This is a genomic window from Christensenellaceae bacterium 44-20 (assembly GCA_041223705.1).
GTDB lineage: Bacteria > Bacillota > Clostridia > Christensenellales > Christensenellaceae > QANA01.
The window spans coordinates 975667-1000430 of record JBCLQU010000001.1 but is presented as its reverse complement, the minus strand read 5'-3'; the positions used below and the strand labels follow the sequence as shown (position 1 = coordinate 1000430).

Annotated in this window: 23 protein-coding genes and 1 pseudogene; 13 read left to right on the top strand and 11 right to left on the bottom strand. The window is 54.9% G+C overall.

The annotated features are described in order from the left end of the window. The first annotated feature begins 38 nt into the window (after nt 1–38). The 4 genes from asnA to AALG83_05280 all read left to right on the top strand — a co-directional run bounded on the left by asnA (nt 39) and on the right by AALG83_05280 (nt 5146). The gene (gene asnA, locus AALG83_05295; protein MEY8382569.1) at nt 39–1061 is read left to right on the top strand and encodes an aspartate--ammonia ligase; all 1023 of its coding nucleotides are present in this window, start codon (nt 39–41) and stop codon (nt 1059–1061) included. 141 nt (nt 1062–1202) lie between these two features. Further along, nucleotides 1203–2591: an asparagine--tRNA ligase gene (asnS, locus tag AALG83_05290; GenBank protein MEY8382568.1), complete on the top strand. Its 1389-nt coding sequence runs from the start codon at nt 1203–1205 to the stop codon at nt 2589–2591. Between the two features lie 134 nt (nt 2592–2725). Beyond that, entirely contained in the window at nt 2726–4291 is a 1566-nt protein-coding gene (locus tag AALG83_05285) for an FGGY-family carbohydrate kinase (GenBank protein ID MEY8382567.1), read from the top strand. A gap of 18 nt (nt 4292–4309) precedes the next feature. Further along, entirely contained in the window at nt 4310–5146 is an 837-nt protein-coding gene (locus AALG83_05280; GenBank protein ID MEY8382566.1) for a toll/interleukin-1 receptor domain-containing protein, read from the top strand. 47 nt (nt 5147–5193) lie between these two features. Here the strand turns inward: AALG83_05280 and AALG83_05275 are convergent, their stop codons facing one another. The 5 genes and pseudogenes from AALG83_05275 to AALG83_05255 form a co-directional block, all read right to left on the bottom strand. Next, the gene (locus AALG83_05275; protein ID MEY8382565.1) at nt 5194–5703 is read right to left on the bottom strand and encodes a GNAT family N-acetyltransferase; all 510 of its coding nucleotides are present in this window, start codon (nt 5701–5703) and stop codon (nt 5194–5196) included. 153 nt (nt 5704–5856) lie between these two features. Further along, nucleotides 5857–6162: pseudogene (locus tag AALG83_05270) on the bottom strand (SRPBCC family protein). Nucleotides 6163–6222: 60 nt separating this feature from the next. Next, nucleotides 6223–7479 (bottom strand): diaminopimelate decarboxylase, encoded by a 1257-nt coding sequence (locus tag AALG83_05265; protein ID MEY8382564.1) that lies wholly within the window; start codon nt 7477–7479, stop codon nt 6223–6225. Beyond that, nucleotides 7476–8171, bottom strand: a complete 696-nt coding sequence (locus tag AALG83_05260; GenBank protein ID MEY8382563.1) for an amino acid racemase — start codon at nt 8169–8171, stop codon at nt 7476–7478. The genes AALG83_05265 and AALG83_05260 overlap by 4 nt, the downstream gene beginning before the upstream one ends. Beyond that, the gene (locus tag AALG83_05255; GenBank protein ID MEY8382562.1) at nt 8168–9229 is read right to left on the bottom strand and encodes a P1 family peptidase; all 1062 of its coding nucleotides are present in this window, start codon (nt 9227–9229) and stop codon (nt 8168–8170) included. The genes AALG83_05260 and AALG83_05255 overlap by 4 nt, the downstream gene beginning before the upstream one ends. 247 nt (nt 9230–9476) lie before the next feature. On the opposite strand from AALG83_05255, the gene AALG83_05250 reads away from it, so the two are divergent. Both AALG83_05250 and AALG83_05245 read left to right on the top strand, forming a co-directional pair. Next, nucleotides 9477–10523 carry an inorganic phosphate transporter gene (locus AALG83_05250; protein MEY8382561.1) on the top strand — a complete coding sequence of 349 codons (1047 nt, stop codon included), beginning with the start codon at nt 9477–9479 and terminating at the stop codon, nt 10521–10523. 21 nt (nt 10524–10544) lie between these two features. After that, nucleotides 10545–11165 (top strand): DUF47 family protein, encoded by a 621-nt coding sequence (locus AALG83_05245; protein ID MEY8382560.1) that lies wholly within the window; start codon nt 10545–10547, stop codon nt 11163–11165. Nucleotides 11166–11331: 166 nt separating this feature from the next. On the opposite strand, the gene AALG83_05240 is transcribed toward AALG83_05245, so the two are convergent. From AALG83_05240 to AALG83_05225, 4 genes are all read right to left on the bottom strand, one after another. Further along, nucleotides 11332–11754, bottom strand: a complete 423-nt coding sequence (locus AALG83_05240; protein MEY8382559.1) for a helix-turn-helix domain-containing protein — start codon at nt 11752–11754, stop codon at nt 11332–11334. Between the two features lie 51 nt (nt 11755–11805). After that, nucleotides 11806–12693 (bottom strand): DUF362 domain-containing protein, encoded by an 888-nt coding sequence (locus AALG83_05235; protein ID MEY8382558.1) that lies wholly within the window; start codon nt 12691–12693, stop codon nt 11806–11808. A 192-nt stretch (nt 12694–12885) separates the two neighbouring features. Beyond that, nucleotides 12886–13599 carry a YjjG family noncanonical pyrimidine nucleotidase gene (locus AALG83_05230; GenBank protein ID MEY8382557.1) on the bottom strand — a complete coding sequence of 238 codons (714 nt, stop codon included), beginning with the start codon at nt 13597–13599 and terminating at the stop codon, nt 12886–12888. A 100-nt stretch (nt 13600–13699) separates the two neighbouring features. Then, on the bottom strand, nt 13700–14866 hold the full coding sequence (locus AALG83_05225; protein MEY8382556.1) for an AI-2E family transporter: 1167 nt from the start codon (nt 14864–14866) through the stop codon (nt 13700–13702). 166 nt (nt 14867–15032) lie between these two features. Here AALG83_05225 and AALG83_05220 point away from each other — a divergent pair, with 166 nt between their 5' ends. Together AALG83_05220 and AALG83_05215 are read left to right on the top strand one after the other, a co-directional pair. Beyond that, nucleotides 15033–16481 (top strand): MBOAT family O-acyltransferase, encoded by a 1449-nt coding sequence (locus tag AALG83_05220; protein ID MEY8382555.1) that lies wholly within the window; start codon nt 15033–15035, stop codon nt 16479–16481. Between the two features lies 1 nt (nt 16482). Then, nucleotides 16483–17991, top strand: a complete 1509-nt coding sequence (locus AALG83_05215) for a hypothetical protein (GenBank protein ID MEY8382554.1) — start codon at nt 16483–16485, stop codon at nt 17989–17991. A 143-nt stretch (nt 17992–18134) separates the two neighbouring features. On the opposite strand, the gene AALG83_05210 is transcribed toward AALG83_05215, so the two are convergent. Further along, nucleotides 18135–18629: a hypothetical protein gene (locus AALG83_05210; protein MEY8382553.1), complete on the bottom strand. Its 495-nt coding sequence runs from the start codon at nt 18627–18629 to the stop codon at nt 18135–18137. 20 nt (nt 18630–18649) lie between these two features. Then, nucleotides 18650–19171 carry a helix-turn-helix domain-containing protein gene (locus AALG83_05205; protein ID MEY8382552.1) on the bottom strand — a complete coding sequence of 174 codons (522 nt, stop codon included), beginning with the start codon at nt 19169–19171 and terminating at the stop codon, nt 18650–18652. 756 nt (nt 19172–19927) lie between these two features. Here AALG83_05205 and AALG83_05200 point away from each other — a divergent pair. From AALG83_05200 to deoC, 5 genes are all read left to right on the top strand, one after another. Continuing rightward, nucleotides 19928–20953 carry an ABC transporter substrate-binding protein gene (locus tag AALG83_05200; GenBank protein ID MEY8382551.1) on the top strand — a complete coding sequence of 342 codons (1026 nt, stop codon included), beginning with the start codon at nt 19928–19930 and terminating at the stop codon, nt 20951–20953. Nucleotides 20954–21098: 145 nt separating this feature from the next. Next, a complete protein-coding gene (locus AALG83_05195; GenBank protein ID MEY8382550.1) occupies nt 21099–21992 on the top strand; it encodes an ABC transporter permease in 894 nt (297 codons plus the stop codon). 2 nt (nt 21993–21994) lie between these two features. Beyond that, a complete protein-coding gene (locus tag AALG83_05190; protein ID MEY8382549.1) occupies nt 21995–22792 on the top strand; it encodes an ATP-binding cassette domain-containing protein in 798 nt (265 codons plus the stop codon). Between the two features lie 147 nt (nt 22793–22939). Next, nucleotides 22940–23866: a ribokinase gene (rbsK, locus tag AALG83_05185; protein ID MEY8382548.1), complete on the top strand. Its 927-nt coding sequence runs from the start codon at nt 22940–22942 to the stop codon at nt 23864–23866. A gap of 73 nt (nt 23867–23939) precedes the next feature. Next, nucleotides 23940–24587 (top strand): deoxyribose-phosphate aldolase, encoded by a 648-nt coding sequence (gene deoC, locus AALG83_05180; GenBank protein MEY8382547.1) that lies wholly within the window; start codon nt 23940–23942, stop codon nt 24585–24587. Nucleotides 24588–24764: the final 177 nt, after the last annotated feature.

Here is a 24764-nt window from a genome sequence, read left to right as displayed (position 1 = left end):
ATGGCTCTATATGAAAAGTTTGGAAAATTGGAGAAAAGATGCAGATGCAGCAGGAGAATAAGCTGATTCTTCCCGAAAATTATGATGCGAAGCTGAATATTCGCCAGACGGAAGAGGCAATTAAACTGATCAAAGACAGATTCGAGCGCGAGTTGGCGGCGGCGCTGAATCTGCACCGCATTTCTGCGCCGCTTTTTGTGCGGCCGGACAGCGGGCTGAACGACAATCTGAACGGCGTGGAGCGGCCGGTGCAGTTCGATATCAAGGATACGGGCGAGCAGATCGAGATCATCCACTCTCTGGCCAAATGGAAGCGCATGGCGCTGCGGCGCTATGGCTATGGCGTAGACGAGGGGATTTACACAGATATGAACGCCATCCGGCGGGATGAGGAGATGGATAACCTGCATTCCCTCTATGTGGATCAGTGGGACTGGGAGCTGACCATCAGCCGGCAGGAGCGCAATCAGGAGTTTTTGCGGGATCTGGTCGGCAGAATCTACGAGGCGCTGCGGCGCACGGAGGATGCCGTGATGGAGAAATACCCTTGCCTGGATCGGTATGTCCCGGAAAAACTGCATTTTATGACGACGCAGGAGCTGGAAGACCGCTATCCCGCCCTTTCCCCCAAGGAGAGGGAAGATGCCATCACAAAGGAGCTGGGCGCCGTTTTTCTGATGCAGATAGGCGGCGCGCTGAAAAGCGGCCAAAAGCATGATGGCCGCGCGCCGGATTATGACGACTGGAGCCTGAACGGAGATATTCTCGTCTACTATCCCGTTTTGGGCCGTGCGTTTGAGATTTCTTCCATGGGCATTCGGGTGGATGAAGAGGCGATGAGAAAACAGCTCGAGCTGGCGGGCTGCCCCGAGCGGGCGCAGCTGCGTTTCCACCGGGAACTGCTGGAGGGCAAGCTGCCGCTTACAGCCGGCGGCGGAATCGGGCAATCCCGGCTCTGCATGCTGCTGCTGGGCAAGGCGCATATCGGCGAAGTGCAGGCATCCATCTGGCCAAGAGAGATGCGGGAGCGCTGTGAGCAGGATGGTATTTGGCTGCTATAGGGCAGAGGGGCGGAGCGCAGAAACGCGTTTCTGTGCTATGGCCGGGCAGGACAAGCGCGGCAAGGTTAAACTTCCAGAATTTGTGCATACTAGGATAGGAGAGCGGCGGTTAGGGCGCGGCTAAAAAATAGGAGGGAAGCAATGATCACGATAAAACAGCTATTCCGAGGCCCGGAGGAGTTCCTGGGCAAGGAAATTGAGGTGGGCGGATGGGTGCGCACCATAAGAGACAGCAAGGCGCTGGGATTTATCGAGCTGAACGACGGCACATTCTTCAAAAATTTGCAGATTGTGTTTGAGGACGGCGCTATCGACAATTTTAAAGAGGTCTGCAAAATTGGCGTGGGCTCCTCGATCACCTGCCGGGGAACGCTGGTAGAGACGCCCCAGGCGCGCCAGCCGTTCGAGCTGAAGGCGGCGGAGATCGTGCTGGAGGGCGGCTGCCCCGGCGATTATCCCCTGCAAAAGAAGCGGCATTCCATGGAGTATTTGCGCACCATCGCGCATCTTCGGCCCAGAACCAACACGTTTTCTGCGGTGTTCCGGGTGCGCAGTGCGGTGGCCTATGCGATTCATAAATTCTTCAATGAGAGAGGCTTTGTCTATGTGCATACGCCGCTCATCACGGCCAGCGACTGTGAAGGCGCAGGCCAGATGTTCCATGTAACGACGCTGGATATGGAAAATCCGCCGAAAACCGAGCAAGGCGCCGTGGATTACTCCAAGGATTTCTTCGCCAAACCGGCGAATCTGACGGTTTCCGGCCAGCTGGAGGGCGAGACGTTCGCCATGGCTTTCCGCAAGATCTACACCTTCGGGCCGACTTTCCGGGCGGAAAACAGCAATACGCCCAGGCACGCTTCAGAGTTCTGGATGATCGAGCCCGAGATTGCCTTTGCGGATCTGGCGGATAACATGGATCTGGCGGAGGAGATGGTCAAATATATCATCACATACGTCCGCGAGAATTATCCGGAGGAGATGGAGTTTTTCGGAAACTTCATCGATAAGGGCCTGATGGAGCGGCTGGACAACATCGTGAACTCGGATTTTGCCCGCATTACCTATACCGAAGCCGTGGAGATCTTGGAGAAATCCGGCCAGAAGTTTGAATATCCCGTCAAATGGGGCGTGGATTTGCAGAGCGAACATGAGCGCTATATCACCGAGCAGGTGTTCAAAAAGCCGGTTTTCGTTACGGGATATCCCAAGGAGATCAAGGCGTTTTATATGCGGCTGAACGACGATGGCAAGACCGTCGCGGCGATGGATCTGCTGGTGCCCGGCGTGGGCGAGATCATCGGCGGCAGCCAGAGAGAGGAGCGCCTGGATATTTTGGAGGCGCGCATTGAAGAGCTGGGCATGCAAAAAGAGGACTACTGGTGGTACCTGGATACCCGCAGGTTTGGCGGCGTCAAACACGCGGGATACGGCCTCGGGTTTGAGCGCATGATCATGTATCTGACAGGAATGACCAACATCCGCGATGTTTTGCCCTTCCCGCGGACGCCAAAATCGGCAGAGTTTTAAAAATGACGGCAGAGCGCGGCCAACGGGGATGTGCTCTGCCGTTTTTTCATGATGCAAAGGGAGAGTGCCTGCCGCAGGGGCTGGCGCGGCAGGGAGAAAAACAGGCTTTGGCCTGAGAGGAAGGATAGAGGAAGATGGAAAAAAGCGAGCCGTTGGTGCTTGCGGTGGACTGCGGGACACAGAGCCTTCGCGCGCTGATTTTTTCTAAGGATGGGCGGATATTGGCGCAGGAGACGCTGGCATATGAGACGCCGTATCTCTCGCCCCAGCCGGGATATGCGGAGCAGAGCCCGGAGTTTTACTATCAGGCGCTGTGCCGGGCGACCAGGGCGCTGAAGGAAAAACAGCCGGAGCTGTTTGCGAAAGTGGAGGCACTGGTGCTCACGGGAATACGAGACAGCGTGCTTTGCCTGGACAGCGGTATGCGGCCCATCACGCCCTGCATTCTCTGGCTGGATGAACGCCTGGCAGAATGCAAAAGGCCCATGCCCTTTTTATACCGGGCGGGGTTTGCGGTTGCGGGCATGGGCGAATGCGCCGCCTATTCCAGAGAGCATTCGGTTTGCAACTGGATTCAGCAAAACCAGCCGGAGATTTGGGAGCGGACCTATAAGTTCATCCAGATTTCGGGTTATTTAATTTATCGGCTCACAGGCGTGCTGGCCGATTCCATCGCTTCGCAGATTGGGCATTTGCCGCTCAACTATAAGAAAAAGAAGTGGATGAGCAAGTGGAACATCAAATACGCGGTATTCAATGTTCCGGCAGAAAAATTCCCGGCGCTGGCTATGCCGGGAGAGATTTTGGGGCACATCACGCAGGAGGCCAGCCGGGACAGCGGGCTTCCGGCAGGGCTGCGGCTGATTGCCGCCGGCTCGGACAAGGGCTGCGAGGGGCTGGGCAGCGGGTGTATCGACGGCAGCACGGCCAGCCTAAGCTTTGGGACAACCTGCACGGTGCAGCTCACGACGGAAAAATATGTGGAGCCGCAGCGGTTTTTGCCGGCATATCCGGCGGTGCTCCCGGGAAAGTATAACCCGGAGATTCAGATTTACCGCGGGTTTTGGATGATAACCTGGTTTAAGGAGCAGTTTGCCCGGATGGAGACGCAGGCGGCCGCGGAGTTTGCCGGAACGGCAGAGCAGATGCTGGATGAGAGCCTGCGGTTGACGCCGCCAGGCGCAGATGGGCTGCTGATACAGCCATACTGGGGGCCGGGGCTCAAGACGCCCGAAGCCAGAGGCGCGATGATCGGCTTTCACAGCGCTCATACCCGGGAGCATATTTACCGGGCGATCATCGAGGGGCTTTGCTATGCCCTAAGAGACGGCCTGGATGGGATGAGCCAGCGGGCTGGAATGCGGCCGGAGGCGCTGACGGCCAACGGTGGCGGGGCAAAGAGCGATGCGGTTTGCCAGATCGCGGCGGATGTCTTTGGCCTGCCGGTTTACCGGGTGCAGACGCATGAGACTTCGGCGCTGGGCGCGGCGGCGGTCGGCTTTCTCGGCCTGGGGGAATACCCCTCTGTGCAGGAGGCGACCCAGAAGATGGTGCACCGCAAAAAGGTATTTCTGCCGGACGCGGAAAACCATGCGCTCTATGATGAAATTTATCAGAAGGTCTACCGGGGAATGTATGGGAAAATGCGCCCTATGTATCGGAATATGCGGGAGATCTATCGAGCAAAAGATAAGAAGTAAACACAAGGCAAGAGGGCAATGAAAAAGACGGGAGGAGCAGTTTTGATGGCGGATTTGGAATATGGGCCTATCCTTTGCACGCAAGGGCTGCATAAGGGGCGAATTGGATATTTTGATGACGAGGATATTGACTGCGATTTGTGCGAGGAAAAATGCTGCCTTCCGGCTTGCACGAAAGAGATAGAATGTGAAGAATGCCCGGATTATCAGGAGGATAGAAACTGCCGCGAGTTTGCGATTGTTTACTGGGGAGATGCCCCGATGTGTTCGCAGTATTCCATGGTTCCGATGGAATACTGCACGAATACCATTCCGATGCAGACGCTGGTTCAACGCATAGAGGCGCTGCAAGTCGATGTTGCGCAGGCAAGGAGCCATAAAAGAAAGGAAAAATTGCTCTTGGAGCTGGAATATGCCCAGAAGCTATTCTATGAAAAGCATATTCAGTCTGTTTTTGCCAATCAAAAGGGAAAGCAGCTGTTCCTCTCCCATTCCTCTAAAGACAAGGATTTTGCAAATTGCCTTTATGCCGATCTCGCTGAGCAGGGCCATACTCCGTGGCTGGATGAGAGGAATATTAAGGCAGGCGCATCCATTCCGGCAGAGATCCAAAAGGGGCTGGCCTCGGCAGACTATGTTTTGGTGCTGCTTTCCCCACACTCTGTGGCTTCAGAGTGGGTCAGGGCAGAGTGGGAGGCGCTGTTCTGGGAGGAGATGAATACCCGAAAAATCAAGGTGATTCCGCTGCTCATAGAGGATTGTGAGATCCCGCCGTTTCTCAAAGTCAAAAAATATATTGACTTTCGCGAAGATTATGCGCAAGGTCTTTCCCGGCTTTTGCAGGATATCGCTTGAGATAGGCATACAAAAAAACTGCCCCAAGGGGCAGTTTTTTGTTGCCGCTAAAGCGCGACCCAGTAGCGCTGGGTGATGCGGCGCTCCTCCGGAATTTCGTTTTCCAGCACGCCGCCGCAAGCCAGAATGGTTTTGGCGGAGGCGATATTCTCTTTATCGCAGGTGATCAGCACCTTTTCCAGGCCGAGTTTGCGGCATTCTTCCAGGCCGAGGGCGAGCATAGCCTTGGCATATCCCTTTCTGCGCTCACTTTTGCGGACACTGTAGCCGATATTGCCGCCAAATTTCAGCAGATAGTCGTTGAGCCGGCGGCGGATATCGATGATGCCGACCATTTTGCCATCCTCCTTGCGCAGGCAGACCAGCGTCGTCGCCGGAACCAGATTGGGAGGAACCGTCTCTTCGCTGGCGTTTTGGCGGATGAATTGCAGCCAGGAGGCATAATCCGCGAGTTCTTCCAGACGCGCACCGCCATGCAGTGTTTCGCCGTTTTGGGCAAACTCCTGCCGATAGGCCATGACCTGGGCTTCGTGCGCCTCGGACGGAACGGCCAGCATCAGCTCGGGCGCCTTAGGGCTATTCGTTTGACAGCGGGCAGCGCTCTCCTGGGCGTGCTCCGAGAGATGGATCATCAAATCGATGGCATAGGTTTTCTGCATCTTTTTGAGCGGCAGGCAGAGCGGCGCAATCAGGCGCAGCAGCCAGCGCTTCATGCGGATTTTCTCTGTAAATACCACGCGCGTGCCGCCCGGCACGGCAGAAAACTCGCCCAGCCATTGGCCGGCAAACCCCTCGCCCTCCATCTCAAAAGCATAGCGGCTTCCTATCTGCTTCTCTGTGATGGTAAAATGCGTGCGGCTGCCATTTTTGGAGATTTCCATAAAGGCATTGCCGTTTTCCAAAATTTCAAGCCCGGCCAGATCGCTGCGCCACTGCCAGCAGGATAGATCGGCCATGGCATAATAGACTACATCGGCTGGATAGGGGAAAACAACCTGATAAACGGATTTTGGCATAAAGTGCCTCCTGATTAGAGAAAAGCCCGGGGTTGTTTCCCGGGCTTTGGCCTGCTGGAGCTATTTGAACAGATGCAGGAAATCCAGCGTGGAAAAATAGTCTCTGGGCGTTTCGGCCCGGCGCAGCAGCTGAACACTGCCGTCTTCTTTGAGCAACAGCTCGGCGCTTCTCAGCTTGCCGTTGTAGTTATATCCCATGGAATAGCCGTGGGCGCCGGTATCGTGGATGCAGAGGTAGTCGCCCATCTCGACTTTGGGCAGCAGGCGATCCACGGCGAATTTATCGTTGTTTTCGCACAGCCCGCCCGTAACATCGTAGAGATGATCGGCCGGCGCGTTTTCCTTGCCCAGAACGGTAATATGGTGATACGCGCCATACATGGCAGGCCGCATGAGATCTACAGCGCAGGCATCCAGCCCGACATAGTTTTTATAGATCTTCTTTTCGTGCATGGCTTGGGCGATGAGGCAGCCATAGGGGCCGGTCATAAAGCGGCCAAGCTCGGCCATCAGCGAGATATCGCCCATGCCGGCGGGAATGAGCACCTGCTCATAGACCTGGCGCACGCCTTCGCCGATTTTGAAGATATCGTTGGCCTGCTCTTCCGGGAGATAGGGGATGCCGATGCCGCCGGAGAGATCGATAAAGCTGATATGCACGCCCAGCTCCTGATGCAGCTCGACCGCCAGCTGGAAGAGCTGGCCCGCCAAAACCGGGTAGTAATCGTTGGTAACGGTATTGCTGGCCAAAAATGCGTGCAGGCCAAAATGCTTGACGCCAAGGGCGCTCAGGCGCCGGAAGCCATCGAAAAGCTGCTGCTTGGTGAAGCCGTATTTGGAATCCTTGGGGTTGTCCATAATATCGTTGCCGATGGAGAAATAGCCGCCCGGGTTAAACCGGCAGCAGATGGTTTCGGGAATGGGGGAAAACATCTGCGCGATGGTATCGATATCCGAATAGTCGTCCAGATTGATGATGGCGCCCAGCCGGTGCGCATAGGCGAAATCCTCTTTGGGCGTGCAGTTGGAGGAAAAGACGATCCGATCTCCGGATGCACCGAGTGCCTCTGCCAGCATGAGCTCGGTATAGGAAGAGCAATCCAGCCCCATGCCTTCCTGCAAAAACAGGTTCAGCAGGCCGGGCGTCGGCGCGGCTTTGACGGCGAAATACTCCTGAAAGCCTGGGTTCCAGGAAAAAGCCTGCTTGGTGCGGCGGATATTTTCCAAAATGCCTTTTTCATCGTAGAGATGAAAGGGGGTTGGATGAGTCTTGACAATTTCTTTTACTTGCTCCAGCGTAACAAATGGCTGCTTCATGGAATCACCTTTCCGCCCGCTTCCTGGATTGCGCGGCGCGCGAGGATCAGGAGCGGGTCTACAAAATCGTTAGAAAATGGATAAATACTGGCCGCGACAGACAGCTCTGTGCAGCCAAGAATAAACTTGGTTGCGCCTTTTTGGCGAAGCTCAGCTGCGGCCTGCATCAGGCCGGCCGTGCCCAGGGAGAAGTTGTTTTTCTTGATGCCCTCGTAGATAAACTGCATGACCAGCGGCTGCGTCTGCCCAGGGCAGCAATGCGCCAGGCCATGGGCATCCAGATAGCGGGAGAGGATGCCGGTCTGCAGCGTGCCGTCCGTAGAGAGGATGCCGAACACCTCGCCCGGCATCTGCGCGGCCAGATAGCTGGCCGTCTCCTCCAGCATATTGAGGATGCGGACGCCGGCGGCCTCTTGCAGCTGCGGGTAGAAGAAGTGCGCCGTATTGCAGGGGAGCAGGATGAGCTCTGCGCCCGCCTGTTCCAGCCGATGCAGAGTGCGCAGCAGTTCAGGCAGAGGATCTTCGCCGCCCGAGAGCAGGTAGCCCGTCCGATCCGGGATGGCAGGATTGCTGTCGATGAGGATATGCAGATGCTCCTGATCCTTGCCGGCGCAGGTGTTTTTTGTGATTTTTTGGTAGAGATCTGCGGAGGCCAGCGGCCCCATGCCGCCGAGAATGCCGATGGTTTTCATAAAGCCTCCTGCTCGCCGCGCCAGCCCAGGCCGGGCAAAAACTCTGCCAGACTTTTGCGGATATCGCCCTGGTAGCCGACTGTCGTTTTGGAGGTAACCAGCGCATTGAGCACAGCCTCCTGGCAGGCATAAGCCGCCGCCTGGAAGGCGAGATCGATTTTTTCCTCGTTGAGCACGCACTGGGTCAGGATGCCTTGCTGGGCATCCCGGGGAATGGTATTGGCGGTGGAAAAGCCGATCATCACTTCGCCGCTGCCATGCCCGATGAAAGATCCCAGCCGCGCCAGGCCGACGCTGGTGCGCTTTAAAATGCGCTTAAGCTGCCGATCGGAAGCGGGCAGATCCGTCGCCAGTAAGACGATGATCGAGCCCTTATCCGGCTCGAAATTTTGGCTCTCAATGCGGGCACCGATGGGCTTTCCCTCCAGCAGAAGATCGGGCAGGCGGCCGTGATTGGCCTGAACGAGAATGCCCAGCGTGAAGCGCCCTTCGGGCAGTTCGATGATGCGGGAGGCCGAGCCGATGCCGCCCTTGAGCCCGTGGCAGACCATGCCGCATCCGCCGCCGACGGCGCCCTCCTCGAAATCCCGGGAGGCCGAGGCGATGGCTGAAAAGACATGCTCGCTTTGAACAGCCCTCTGGCGGATATTGTTGAGCGTGCTGTCGTTGCATTCGCAGACGACGGGGTTGACGGAAGTCAGCGGAACGCCCTCACTCTGGCAGCGCTGCACCATATATTCGACCAGCGCATCGTGCACCAGGCCGACGTTTAGGGTATTGGTCAGCGCGATGGGCGTCTCCAAAGCGCCCAGCTCGTCGATTTGCAGCAGCCCGATGCTCTTTCCAAAGCCGTTGAGCACGAAGCTCGCGGCAGGATACTGATGCGTAAAAGGATTTTCCGGCCGGGGCAAAAGCATGGTTACGCCGGTCTTATGCTGGGGCGTATCGATGGTGCAGTGCCCGACCAGCACGCCGGGAACATCCGTAATCTTGTTGAGCGGGCCGGTAGGAAGCGTATCCAATAAAACGCCGTAGTCGCGAATTCGTTTTTGCCGCATGTAAATGCCCTCACTAAAGCTTGTTTCAATTTTTTAGTATAGCACAGCGCTAAAATCGCTTCAATGAAAAAGTGAAATTTTCGCAGGGAATCTGCGGCAGGCAGGAGAAAGAATGGAAAGCGGAGAATTTCTTGGCATGGCTGAAAAAGCAAAATATGCACAAAATGATAGTAATTATAAAATGCGTATGTTATAATGAGAGCGTAAATAAAACTGAAAATGTCTGAAAAATTTTGAAAGGAAAAATATGATTAGTTTCGGCGAATTTTTCTCGCAGGTCTTCAGCAACCCCGCGCTTGCCATCACGGCGCTGCTGACGATGGGCGTCATCCTGGTCAACGGCTGGACGGATGCACCCAACGCCATTGCGACTTGCGTAACCACGCGCTGTATGAGCCCCAAGATGGCTGTCCTGATGGCGGCTGTGTTCAACTTTTTGGGCGTGCTCGTGATGACGATGTTCAACAGCTCGGTGGCGATGTCTATCTACAACATGGTGGATTTTTCCGGCAACACGCATGAGGCGACGGTTGCACTCTGCGCGGCGTTGGTGGCCATCGTGATCTGGGCCTCGGCAGCCTCGGTTTTTGGCATCCCGACCAGCGAAAGCCACGCGCTGATTGCCGGCCTTTCGGGCGCGGCTATTGCGCTGCATGGCAACATTAACGGCATCAATATGCAGGAATGGATCAACGTTCTCTGGGGGCTTGTGCTCTCCTCGGCGCTGGGCTTTGGCCTTGGATGGCTCTCAGCCAAGATTACCGAGCTGACCTGCCGCAATATGGACAGGCAGAAGACGACCAAGTTTTTCCGGGTTGGCGAGATTTGCGCCAGCGCGGGCACGGCGTTCATGCATGGCGCCCAGGATGGACAGAAGTTTATGAGCGTGTTCCTGCTGGGAATTGCGTTGGTCAACGGGCAGAGCACCAGTGAATTCCAGATCCCGATTTGGCTGATGATCATGTGCTCGGCTATCATGTGCATCGGGACTTCTATTGGCGGATACAAAATCATCAAAGAGGTTGGGCAGAATATGACCAAACTGGAAGTTTACCAGGGGTTTGCATCGGATGTTGCCGCGGCAATCTGCCTCTTTTTGGCCTCGACGACGGGCATTCCCGTCTCTACGACGCACACCAAGACCACCTCCATCATGGGCGTGGGCGCGGCAAAACGGCTTTCGGCAGTCAACTGGGGCGTCGTCAAAGAGATGACGTGGGCCTGGGTGCTGACGTTCCCGGGCTGCGGGCTGGTCGGCTACTTTATGGCAAAACTGTTTATGCTGTGGTTCTAATACAGAGAAAGGGCATTTGAAATGGCAAAAAAAGGATATAACTATTTTGATGCGTTTGTGGATATGGCGCAATACGCCTGCGACGCGGCAAATTATTTGGTGGAGACGCTGAATAACTTTGATGTGCACGAGATGGAAGAGCGCGTAACCGGCCTGCATGAAATCGAAAATGCGGCAGACGGCAAGCGCCACGAGATCACTTCTCATCTGATTCACGAGTTTATCACCCCCATCGATCGGGAGGATATTTTCAATCTGGTTCAGCAGCTGGATACGGCGGTGGATACCATCGAGGATGTTTTGCGCAATATGTATATGCACAACATCACGAGCATGCGCCCGGAGGCAGTGGAGTTTTCCCGGCTGCTGGGCAAGTGCGTTGGTTCGATGAAATCGGCGATGGAGAAGTTCACGCATTTCCGCAAATCCTCCAGCATCAAGGATTATATTGTGGAAGTCAATATGCTGGAAGAAGAGGGCGATCGCCTGCATGTCTCGGCGGTGCACGATCTCTTTGCGGCAGGGGGAGACCCGCTGGAAGTGATCGGCTGGAGAAAAGTCTACGACAGCCTGGAAGATTGCATGGACGCCTGCGAGCATGTTGTGGATGCCGTCGAGAGCGTCATCATGAAAAACTCCTAAAGGGAGAAAAAAAGAGGAGCGGCAAAGGCCGCTCCTCTTTTTATGGCTGGAGAGCGTTTGCTTGCAGGCGCGGTTAGGCATCGCGGCGGCAATCAAAACCATGCGGCAGTGTGTTTTCATCCGAAAGGATAGCGGCAAAAAGGCGGCGAGCTTCCATGAATTCACCTTAAAGTTCGGCTAGCAGACGAAAGAGGGCTTGCTTGCCATTCTCTGATAATGTGTTCCATTTTTCCAGAAGCCTGCACTGTTCCACGGTGAGCGAAACTAGCTCGCTGCTGACTTCCGCAAAAAATTGAGAAAGAGAAATGCCAAACGCCGCGCAGATTTTCTCCAGGGAAGAAACAGAGGGGATATAGGATTTTTGGTACCAGGAGGAAATGGTGGATTGTGCCACGCCGGAATATTCCGCCAGGCGATATTCGCTCCAGCCGCGCTGGGTTCTCAGCTCTGTGATACGCTGCAAGATTGGGCTCACTTGTTTTCTCCATTGTAGATATGATTCTTCCTTAATTTTAGCATGGCGGCTGCAAGAAAGTACGTCATATAAACGTAAGCGGAGAGTGGGCGGATCTTTATTTTCATAAGGCACGATTTTGGATAATAAAAAACTCTCCCGAAGGAGAGCTTTTTTATTTGCCGGTTAATCCAGGCAGATGAGGTCGTATTCCCGGGAGGCGACGCCCATTTCCTCGGAGTGCGACAAAATGAGCGCGGCATGGCGGGATTCCATCCGCTCGATCATGTGGTCTCTGCCCGAATCTTCGGACTGATAGATGGCATCCATGCAGGCCTGATCCAGCGCGACGGGATTGGTCGAAGCGAAAACGCCGATATCAGCCATGCAGCAGGGCTCGGGCGTCGCGACGCAGTCGCAGTCCACCGAGAGGTTGTTGGCTACGCTGATATAGACCATGTTCTCCGGGGAGAAATAATCGATGACAGATTTTGCGGCCTCGGCCATGGATTCGATAAAATCATCCTGAGGGCTATGCCAGAAGTTCTCCCGCTCGACGCCCGCGCTGTGGATCCACTCTTTGCCATGGCGGGAGGCGATGCCGATGGAGATATTCTTGAGCGCGCCGCCAAAGCCGCCGCTGGGGTGGCCCTTAAAGTGCGAAAGCACCAGCACGGAATCGTAGTTCTCCAGGTTTTTGCCCACGAAGTTTTCCTTCATATGCCTGCCGCCGACGACGGGCAGGGAAATTTCGCCGTCCTCATCCATAATATCTACCGGCGCGATTTTGGTGAAGCCATGATCCTCGGCCACTTTATAGTGATCCTGGGCGCAGTAGCGCTTGCCCTGATAGGCCGTATTGCACTCGACGATGGTGCCGTTCACTTTCTGGACGAGATCTTTGATGAGATCCGGGTTCAGATAGTTGGGGTTGCCGGCTTCGCCCGTCGAGAGCTTGACGGCCACTTTGCCGGGCAGAGCGACGCCCATCCTTTCATAAAGCGCAAGCAGGCTTTCCGGGACGATCTTTTTGGTGAAATAGACCTTTGCTTTTTCCATACTAGAATCCTCCATGGTTTCTTTTCGCGCCTTCCAAGCGCGGTGAGCTGTTTGGCAAAAATGCGCCGCCCGGATACGGATGCCGCGTTTTCACCCCTGAGACAATATGAAGTTTTGCTCGGTATATCCCTATCATACTACTTAAAGCAGGGTTGAAGTCAAGAGGCAGTCTGCAAAGAAAAGCGGGAAAAGAGAGAATTGAGCCTTTTAGCAGAGCGCGGGCAGCTCATAAAGACTGCGGATGGTATAGGTCGCAGGAACTTCGGCCGGGGCAGGCGCGCCGGAGGGGGAATAGAGGCAGGTATCGATGCCAAAATTCAGGCCGCCCAGAATATCCGTGGCAGGTGAATTGCCGATGAGCAGGGCGCGCTGGGCGTCGAACCCGGGGATATGCGCGGCGACGTATTCAAAAAATGCCCGAGCGGGCTTTTGATGGCCGATGAGCTCGGAATAGAAAATATCCTCGAAGAAATCGAACAGTCCGGCTTCGCGCAGACGGCGCTCCTGCGTGCCCGTAACGCCGTTGGTGACGATGAACAGCCGATGTGTCTTGCAGAGCGTCTGGCAGATTTCCAGCGCGCCTTCCATCTTCTGATGCCCCAGGGAGAGCAGATGCCGGTATTCCGCTTCCCAGGCTGCGCCGTCGATCTCCACCCCGAAATGTGCCATGGTGCGGGCAAAGCGGACGTCCAGCACATCCCGCAGCGGCAGCAGGCCGCGCTCATAGGAGGACCAGAGATGGTTGTTGATGCTGTGATAGACCTGGGCGATGGGCACGGTGAAGTGATAGCCATGCAGGGCAAACAGCGCGGGAAGCGCGCAGGCCTCATTGGCGCGGAAATCCAGCAGAGTATCATCGAGATCGAAGAGAAGGACGGAATAGTTTGGCATGGCGGCTCCTTTGCGCGCGTTTTCTTTCATTTTACCACAGGATGGGGCAAAACGCATCCGGAAGGTTGACGCCACTGCCGGGCTGTGCAAGATAAAAAAGCACTCAGGGTTTGCTGAGCGCTTTTGAATGCTAGGATTCTCCTGCGGAGTTTTCCGGCGGAGCGGCGCCCTGTTTCGCAGGGCGATCCAGCTTGCGGGAGACGCGGTTTTTTAGAACCTTATAGATGGTTGCCGCCAGCGGGACGCCCAGCACCATGCCAAAAATGCCAAACAGCCCGCCGCCCACGATCACTGCCGCCAGCACCCAGATGCCGGGCAGGCCGACGGAGGTGCCCACGACTTTGGGGTAGATAAAATTGCCCTCGATTTGCTGGAGAATAATGAGGAAGATCAGGAAAAAGAGCGCTTTCATGGGGTCTACCGTGAGGATCATGAAGGCGCCGATGCCCGCGCCGATGTATGCGCCGACGATGGGGATCAGGGCCGTCGCCCCGACGACAGCGCCCGTCATGGCGGCATAGGGCAGCCGGAGCAGGAACATCCCGGCCGTGCACAGCAAGCCCAGAATGATAGCCTCGGTGAACTGGCCGACGATAAAGCTGGAAAAGGATTCGTTGGCGGTGCGCATCAGCCGCAGGAACTGCTGATATTTTTTTGGCTTTAAATGCGCCTCAAACAGCCGGGAAAACTGGCGGAGCAGCCGCTCTTTATCCAGCAGCAGATAGAGCGCGAAGATGATGCCGATGAGCAGATTGGTGAGCAGGCCGAATACGCCGGTGATCACGGCCAGGGCAGTATTAATGACATCGCCCACCCCAAGGGAGATATAGCTGATCAGTTTCTGCACCAGCACAGACCAGTTTAAATTGAGGTTGAGCAGCATTTGCTGAAGAGAAGGGATGCCATCCAGATTATCTGAGACAAAATGATACAGCCATTCCAGCGTCGGCGGGATTTCCTTGCCGATGAGCGCAAAGCTGGAGACCAGCTCGGGGATGACCAGCGTGCAGATGAGCGCTAAGATGAGCGCCCAGGTGAGCATGGAAAGAAAGATGCAGACCGGCCGGCGGGATTTGATGACAAACTGATTTTGGCTGTGCGGAAAATACCAGCTCTCCAGCCGCTTCATCAGAAGGTTGAGCACAAAGGCGATGATACAGCCTGTGATCAGCGGGGAAAGCACGCCAAGAAGCGTTCCGATAAAGGCGCCGATCTCGTGCAGATACGTGATGCAAAGATAGATAGCGCCAAGAATGAGCCCGGCTTTCCATAGTTTTTTGCTTGTGATTTTTTCCATGAGGTGCCCTCCCGGATAGGCTGAAACTATAAAGCGATCATAAGGAAAAAAGAGAGGAATGTCAACTCCCGCGGAAGGAGGGCAAGCAAAGCGCGCTCTGGAAATGGCCAGAGGGATATGGTATAATTGCTTGTAATAAATTGTGAATTTATGTCGGGAGAGGATTATGGATTTTATCTCTGGTAAGTATAATCTGTTCTTACTGGCGGTGGTGGCGCTTTACTACCTGCTGCCCCTAAAGCGGCGGTGGTATGCCCTATTGGCAGGCAGTCTATTGTTCTATGTGATCAATATGGGCTGGGCGACGCTCATCTTTTTAGCGATGATCCTCCTTTCCTATTTTGGGGGCAGAATGGTGGAGCACACCCAAAAGGCATCCAGGGGATGGGTCAGGAAAGCTGCGCTTTGGCTGGCGCTGAGCGCTGTTGTGCTGCCGCTTCTCGTCGCCAAAAACGCAAATTTTGTGCTGAATGCGTTTTTCGGGCGGGAGGGATTTTCCTGGATCGCGCTGCTGGGAATGTCTTTCTTCACTATGCAGATGATCGCATATTTGGTGGATCTCTACCGCGGGAAAATCCGGGCGCAGAGAAACCTTCTCAAATACACCCTGTTCATCTCCTTTTTCCCGCAGATTATCCAGGGCCCCATTCCAAGATATGAGCAGCTGGCGGATCAGCTGGTAGAGGGGCACCGGTTCGAGGAGAAGAGATTTATTAAGGGGTTGCATCTTATCCTGTGGGGCTTTTTTCTCAAGCTGATGATCGCGGACAAGGCTGCGGTGATCGTCAATACAGTTTTCGGGCAGAGCGAGATGTATCAGGGCACATATGTGCTGTTGGCGGGCGTGCTGTATAGCTTCCAGCTCTATGCGGATTTTCTCTCCTGTGTGACGCTGGCCCAAGGCGCTGCGGCGCTGTTTGGCATTTCGTTGGTGGATAATTTCCGCCGCCCCTATTTTTCTACCTCTATTAAAGAATTTTGGGGCAGATGGCACCTTTCCCTCAGCTCCTGGCTGCGGGATTATATCTATATTCCCTTGGGAGGAAACCGAAAAGGGAAGCTGCGCAAATATCTAAACCTCATCATCACCTTCCTGGTGAGCGGCCTTTGGCATGGCGCAGGGTATAAATATCTGTTTTGGGGCTGTATGCATGCGGGCTATCAGATTTTGGGAGAACTCACGCTGCCTTTTCGGGATCGGCTGTATGGCGCGCTGGGGTTTGAGCCCCAAAGCCGGGCAAAACAGATTTTTCGGCAGTTCTTTACCTTCCTGCTCGTCATGCTGGCGTGGATCGTATTCCGCGCAGATAGCCTGAGCACTGCATTTTCCATGATTGCCTCTATTTTTACGGTATATAACCCGTGGATTTTATTTGGTAATGCGCTGTTTGGCCTGGGGCTTTCCTGGAGAGAGTGCCTGGTTTTAGTGGCATCGCTCCTGCTGTTCTATAAAGTTAGCCGGATGCAGGAGAAGTTCTGCATTCGGGAGCGGGTGCTGGCTCAGCCGGTGATTGTCCGCTATCTCATCTATCTATGCGCGATTTTTGCCATCTTGATATTCGGCACTTATGGACACGGATATGATGCTCAAAGCTTTATTTACGGGGGATTCTAGCATGAAAAAACATGTGGGATTTTGGATCCACGCTGTGGCGTTGGTGCTGCTGGTGGCGGTTGGCATGGCTGGAATCAACCAGCTGCTGGAGCCGGAATATTTTATCACAAACCCATGGCCGACAACAGCGACGTTCGTCGGCTTTTACGAGATGGAGCGGGATACGGTGGACGTGCTCTTTTTGGGAAGCAGTCATGCGGCCGCGGCCTTTTCTCCCCAGGAGCTTTACGATGGCTACGGCATCACCAGCTATAACCTGGGCTCGGAACAGCAAAACCTGCTGATCACCTACTATTGGCTTAAGGAGGCACTGCGCTATCAATCCCCCAAAGTGGTAGTGCTGGATTGCCTGATGCTGTTTTCCTATATGCCCAGCGAGGTGCTCAATACGACAGAGGGATTTGCAAGAAAAGCCATCGATCCCATGCGTTGGGGGGCTGTGAAAAGAGAGGCGATTGCAGATATCTGCGCCCGGGATGCAAAACAGTCTGCGGCCAGTTATTACTTTACAAATCTGAGGTTCCATTCCAGGTGGAGAGATCTACAGAGGGAAGATTTTTCCTATGCTGAGCTGAGCTCGCACTATGAGTTAAAGGGCTATAATGCCAAGATGGGGCTCCCTGAAGAGCCGCGGCATTTCGCGCATCTTCCTTTTGACCCGGCTAGTTCGCGGGAACAGGAAGAACCTCGGGAGATCATGCTGGAATATCTCAATAAAATCCTTCAGCTTTGCCGGGAAAATGGCATCGAAGTGATCTTGGTAAAGACGCCAGCAGGGGGGCAAAGAGGCACTGTTCAAAGATATAATACCGAGCGGGAAATTGCGCAGGCAAACGGCTTGGCGTTATATGATTTCAATGAAAAGCTTCTGTGGGAGGCCATCAATTTTAATGGACTGGAAGATTTGGATACGGATAGCGAGCATGTCAATTTTTCCGGCGCATCCAAGATTACGCGTTATTTTGGGAAACTCTTGGCAGAGGAATATGAAGTTGCGCCAAGGCAGCATCAAGTTTATGAAAGCACGCGGCAATATTATCAGGGGATAGCCAATAATTTCCGCATGATGAGCAATACCGATCTGTACTCCTACCTGGAACAGATTGACAATTCCCGATATACCGTTTTTCTTTCAGTGAAGGGAGACGCTTCGGGCGCCTGGAACGATGAATTGCAGCAGAAATGGGAGGCGCTGGGGCTGACGGCGGATCTTTCGGAGCAGGCGGATGCCAGCTATTATGCCATCATCTCGGAGGGCGAGGTAGTCGCGGAGGAGATGGGCAAGCAGCGCTTACAGAGAAAAGGGGCTGTGCAGGACGGATTGTTGCGCTATGAGATTATCTCTGGCGGAACGGATGCGGGAAATACGGGCTCTATCAAGATTAGCGGGGCAGACCACTGCAAAAATAGCCGGGGTCTCAATATCGTGGTGTATGACAATTACCTGTGGAGAGTGGTCGACAGCGTAACCTTTGATACGCATGAACCTGAGCTTGAGGCGAAGCGGTAGTGCGTGGAAAAGGGAACAGGGCAAGGCGGCTGGCCTTTTCCTTCTGCCCGGCGATGATGCCCGTGGCTGTGCGTGCATTCTGTTCAGCTCTAATTCTGGAATAGGCAAAAAACGGCTTCCCGAGGGAGGCCGTTTTTTCATGCTCATATTTCCAGGAAAGAGACCGGAAGATCGGAAAAGAAGCAGGCTTTGGAGACAAAGCGGCACAGGTGATAGCCCAGCCGCGTGTCGGGATACATCAGGCAGAGATCGCTCTGGGAGATGGAGTGGCAAATCGCGGCCTTGCGCACGCCGATATAGGACAGCGAGGAGACAAAGTGGTGATAATCGCAGGCCGTCAGCAGGGGCGTCAGCGCATGCAGGGAGGCGTTGAGCCACGGATACCTGGGAAAGATATACCGGGGGAATGAGGGGAGGTCGAAAAACAGGCAGACCTCCGGAAACTCTTTTTTGAGGCTGAGCACGGCATACCCCGCTTGCCGGGAAAAACTGCCGCCGTCGCATAGGCGGAAGGCGCGGCAGTTTTGCTCGGTTATCATGCGCCGGAGCTGTTCTTTGAGCGCTGGGGCCAGGCGCAGGCGCGCTTTGGCCGACAAATGAGACGGGCCGAAGAGAAGGCAGGTTTTTGGCAAATTCATAGATAGCCTCGCTATGCCGATCAGAGCTCGGACAGCAGACGAAAGAAGGCTTCTTTGCTGCTGTCGGATAGTGTGTCCCACTTTTCCAGCAGTTTGCGCTGCTCTGGGGTGAGCGAGATGGGTTCGCTGTTCACCTCGGCAAAAAACTGCGAAAGAGAGATTCTGAATGCGGCGCAGATTTTCTCCAGAGATGTAATGGATGGAATATAGGATTTTTGGTACCAAGAGGAAATGGTGGATTGCGCCACGCCAGAGCATTCCGCCAAGCGGTATTCGCTCCAGCCGCGCTGGGTTCTAAGCTCTGTGATACGCTGTAAGATTGGGTGCATTCGTTTTTCTCCATCTATATAGTCATGCTTCCTCTTATTATAGGGTTGGAAGAATTTGGTTTTTAATATTGAGAGCCGTAGGAAACCATACGATTTATCGAAGGAAAGCGCAAAACCTGGCAGGCATCGGGGAAAGACGGGCTGTTTTAAGGGCAAGGTCAAGACAAGTTCAAGGTCAAGGGCGAAAGGGCTTCTATGTGGTGCAAATTTCAAAGGCCGTGCAGAGTCCGACCAACCGTTGGTTCAAAAAAAGGATTTGCCTTGTTACTTTTGGCGCAAAAGTAACCAAAACGTGGGGGTGGGATGTGCGATAGAGGAAGCAGGGAGCTGCCAAACTCTGCCGCACAAGTCGTGTTGGAAAATACTGTAAGCTGGTGCGGCCGTACACACACCCCCACACCCCCGGCGCTGTTCATCCCTGGCCTCAAGCAAAAGAGAGCAAGCGATGAAAGAAGGAAAGGCGCTGATTTTATTTTAGTGTGGATTTGATGGGCGATGGGAAAAGTGAACTTAAGTTAAGTACACAAAATTTTTTTGATAGTTTTAGTGGGGTTATTAGGGGCTTGCCCCTAATGATTCAGAATGGCCCTTGACCTTGGCATTTCATCTTGGTAGCAAATAAAAACCTTGACAAATTTCCCTGTGATCCTTAAAATGTAACTATTATCAGAATAGAAAAATGTCGACCGGGAAGAGTAAGCGCGATGCGGCCTTAAAGAGAGCTTTTGGGTGGTGTGAAAAAGCGGGAGCGCGCGGTGAAGTTCACCCCGCGAGTTTTTCCGGGTCTGCCCGATATCGCAGAGGACGGCTCTGCCGCCCAAAAGAGCGCCGCCGCAAGGCCGCGTCAAAATCAAGGTGGTACCGCGCAAATGCGCCCTCGAGAATCTCTCGGGGCTTTTTTATTGCCCTGGCGCCCAAAAAGAGAGCGAAGCAGGAAAATCTGCTTTCAATTTTAGGAGGAAGAAAACAATGAGCAAACTCAAGAAAACTTTGGCCGTTGTGCTCTGCGTGCTGATGGTCTGCGTATTTGGCGCAGGCTGCGCGCAGCAGAGTGATGCACCCAGCCAGCAGCCCGATGCGTCGGATGACGCCAGCACGGCGCCCGACGGCGAGAAGTATAAAATTGGAATCATCCAGTATATGGATCATGTGGCGCTGGATTCCGCGCGGGAAGGCTTCCTGGCGGCGCTGAAGGACAACGGATATACCGAGGGCGAGAATCTGGAACTCGATTACCAGAACGCCCAGGGCGATCAGTCCAACCTCTCCACCATCAGCAAGAGCTTCGTCAGCCAGGATATGGATCTGGTGCTGGGCATCGCGACGCCGGCCGTCCAGTCCATCGCGGGTGAGACCGAGACCATCCCCGTCGTGGGCACGGCTGTTACGGACTATACCAGCGCCAAGCTGGCCAAGAGCGACGATGCCCCCGGCTATAACGTTACGGGCACAAGCGATATGAACCCCATCGAGGAGCAGATCGAGCTTTTGCAGCAGCTCTGCCCGGATGCCAAGACGGTGGGCGTGCTCTATACCAGCAGTGAAGATAACTCTGTGCTCCAGGCGGGCCTGGCCAAGCAGTATATCGAGGCGGCAGGGCTGGAATACGTCGAGATGACGGTTACGGGCACGAACGATGTTCAGCAGGCAACGCAGGCTATCGTCAAGAAGTGCGACGTCATCTATGTCCCCACGGACAACACCTTCGCTTCCGCGATGCCGACGGTTTACGGCGTGGTTTCCGAATCCAAGACGCCGGTGATCTGCGGCGAGGCGGGCATGGTGGAATCCGGCGGCATGGCGACGCTGGGCATCAACTACTACGACCTGGGCTACCAGACCGGCCTGATGGCCATCAAGATCCTCAAAGGCGAGGCGGAGCCCGCTACGATGCCGATTGAGAAGGCGCAGAAGTTCGACTACGCCATCAGCAAGGAGTTTGTGGATGCGATTGGCCTGGAAGTTCCGGATGAATTGCAGGAGTATGTAAAATAAGCGCCTGGGCGCCTCTATGGCGCCCGGCATTTCTTTGGGGCGCGCTCCAAAATAGCCGCGCAAAGCGGCGCAGGATGAACGGCCGGAGCTTTTGGGGCTTCGGCCGCATCGTCCAAAGAAGTAACAGGAAAATAGAGGGAGAACCATGCTACAAGATTTCATTGGCGCTATCTCGCTGGGCCTGATCTGGGCCGTTATGGCAATCGCCATCTATATCACCTATAAAATTCTGGATATTGCGGATATGACCGTGGAGGGCAGCCTCACCATGGGCGCGGCAATTTCCGCCATCTGCATTTCAAATGGAATGAACCCGTATCTGACGCTGATTCTCGCATTTTGCGGCGGCCTTTGCACCGGCCTTGCGACGGGCTTTTTCCACACAATTCTGAAAATTCCAGCGCTGCTTTCGGGCATTCTGACGATGCTGGCGCTGTATTCTGTAAACCTGCGCATCATGGGCAAGGCAAACGTCTCCCTGCTCAAGATGGATACGGTTTTTACGCCTTTTGAAAACCTCGGGCTTTCCAAAAACTTTGCAGTCATCGCCGTCATGCTGATTATCGTGAGCATCCTGATTGCGGCGCTCTACTGGTTTTTCGGGACCGAGCTGGGCTGCGCCATCCGCGCCACGGGCAACAACCGCAAAATGGCCCGGGCTCAGGGCATCAATACCCGCTTTATGACCATCATCGCCCTCATGCTTTCCAATGGGCTGGTCGGCCTGGGGGGCGCGCTCATCGCGCAAAACCAGAGCTTTGCGGATATGAGCATGGGCATTGGCAGCATCGTCATTGCGCTGGCATCGCTCATCATCGGAGAGGTTTTGCTGGGAAAGGGCAATTTCTTTGTGCGGCTGATTTCGCTGGTTTTCGGCGCGATTATCTACCGCATCATCATTGCGTTCGTGCTCTGGCTGGGCATGCCCAGCAACGACCTGCGGCTGTTTACCGCGCTGACGGTTGCAGTTGCCCTGGCGCTGCCCGTATTCCGCGGTTATTTTAGAACGCTCAAAAATTCCTTTCGGAAGGAGGTTTAGCTATGCTGAAGATTACCGGGCTGGAAAAGACCTTTGAAGCAGGCACGATCAACGAGAAAAAGGCGCTCTGCGGCATAGACTTGACGCTTTCCGAGGGCGATTTCGTTACCGTGATCGGCGGAAACGGCGCGGGAAAATCCACGCTGCTCAACGCCATTGCAGGCGTGTTCCCCGTCGATCATGGGCATATCTTCCTGGGCGATCAGGAGATCACCCGGCTGCCCGAGCATAAACGCGCCCGGCTGCTGGGCCGCGTTTTTCAGGATCCCATGATGGGCACTGCGGCGGATATGGGCTTGCAGGAAAACCTCGCCCTGGCATACCGCCGCGGCCAGCACCGCACGCTCAAATGGGGCATTACCAAGATGGAGCGCGCTTTTTTCCGGGAACAGCTTTTGCAGCTAGAGCTGGGGCTGGAGCACCGCATGGCGACCAAGGCTGGGCTGCTTTCCGGCGGCCAGCGCCAGGCGCTGACCCTGCTGATGGCGACGCTCAAAAAGCCGAATCTGCTTTTGCTGGATGAGCATACGGCGGCGCTTGATCCGAAAACGGCGGCCAAAGTTTTGGAGCTTTCGGATAAGATCATCGCCGAGCATCACCTGACGGCCATGATGGTCACGCACAACATGCGCGATGCCATCCGCCATGGCAACCGCCTGATCATGATGGACGGCGGCAGGATCATCCTGGATATTTCGGGCGAGGAGAAGAAGCGGCTGACGGTGGAAGAGCTTTTGGAGCGCTTCCAGCAAGTCTCGGGCGCAGGCATGGATAACGACCGCATGCTGCTTTCAAAGTAAATCAGGGCTGGCGCTGCCAGCTCTTTTTTATTGGCGGGGTGGACGGCTTGAATCCAAAGGAAAGAAAAGGTATAATATAGCTATTCGTTTTCTAATAGAATCATAGTCGGCTCAGGCAAGCGTGAGCAAAAGGGAGGACTATCCTATATGGGAAAAATTTTAGTATTCGGCAGTTTTGTCGTAGATCTGGCCAGCCGCGGCGCGCATTTGCCCGTTCCGGGGGAGACAGTCATTGGCAGCTCGTTTCAGATGGGTCCTGGCGGCAAGGGATTCAACCAGGGCATTGCGGCCGGCATGGCCGGGGGCGATGTGGCCGTCGTAACCAAGCTGGGCAGGGACAGCTTTGCAAAGCTGGCTGAAGATCAGCTGAAAAAGAGCGGCATGAGCACAGAGCATCTGCTCTATTCCGAACAGGATCCCACCGGAACGGCGCTCATCGTCATTGATGAGAATTCGGCGCAGAACTGCATCATGATCGTTCCAGGGGCATGCGCGACCATTTCCCAGCAGGAAGTCGCCGCGCTGGAGCCGCTGGTGCGTGAGGCGGATTACGTCGTAACCCAGCTGGAGACCAATCTGGATGCCACGCAGGCCGTCATCGAGATGGCGCATCGGTTTGGCGCGAAAAACATCTTGAATCCGGCGCCTGCCGCGCAGGTGGCAGACGAGATTTTGGCAAACGTCGATCTCATCACGCCAAACGAAGTGGAGGCCGAGGCCATCACGGGTATCCCGGTGGATGGCGAAGAAGCCGCGGCAAAGGCGGCGGAGTTTTTCTTCCAAAAGGGGATTGGCAGTGTCGTCATCACGCTGGGTAGCCGGGGCGTTTATGCGGCGACCAGGGAGCAGAGCCGGATGATTCCAGCTTACCGCGTGCAGGCGGTGGATACCACGGGCGCGGGCGATGCCTTTAACGGCGGGCTGGCTGTGGCGCTTTCCGAGGGCAAGAGCTTGTTTGAGGCGTGCGAGTTTGCCAATGCCGTTGCGGCGATTTCCGTAACGCGCCGGGGGACGGCGCCGGCCATGCCTGCCCGGGCAGAAGTAGATGAGTTTTTGAAGAACGCGCGCGGCTAAAATGAGCCAGCGCTGAGGATAAAAAGGACCGTTGGGCGACAGGAAAGCCCAGCAAGAGAAAGAGGCGAGCAAAATGCAGTTAAACAAGTATATCGATCACACGATTTTGAAGGCAAATGCGACTAAGGCAGACGTGGAGAAGCTGTGCGCCGAGGCGCGGGAATATGATTTCGCATCCGTCTGCATCAACACCTGCTTTGTGCCGCTGGCGGCAGAGCTTCTGGCAGGCAGCGATGTGAAGGTCTGCTGTGTCGTCGGGTTCCCGCTGGGGGCCATGAGCGCCGAAGCCAAAGCCTTTGAGACCAAATGGGCTGTGGAGCACGGCGCGCAGGAAGTGGATACGGTGCTCAACGTCGGCGCGATGATCGCGGGCGATGAAAAGACTGTTCTGGAGGATATTCAGGCAGTGGTGGATGCGGCGCACCCCAAGGCCATCGTCAAAGTGATCCTGGAAAACTGCCTGCTGACGGATGCACAGAAAACTCGGGCCTGCGAGCTCTGCGTGCAGGCGGGCGCGGAGTTCGTCAAAACCTCCACGGGCTTTTCCACCGGCGGGGCGACGGCGGAAGATGTGGCGCTGATGAAGAAGGCGGTTGCCGGCAAAGCGAAAGTGAAGGCGGCAGGCGGAATCCGCACAAAAGAGGATGCGCTTGCCATGATTGAGGCGGGCGCAGACCGCATTGGCGCCAGCGCGGGCATCGCCATCGTAACGGCAGAATAGCAATTTGGATAAAGAAGAGACAAATCCGCAAAAAATGTCTTGCAATGGTGTGAAAAACATGGTATTCTTTATTTCAAATTAGATATTTGGCCTCATGGGGGAGTAGTTTTCACGCAAATGCGTGTTTCAAGTCAACATCATGGCGAAAGCCTGGCTTGGATTAAAAGACAAGACTCA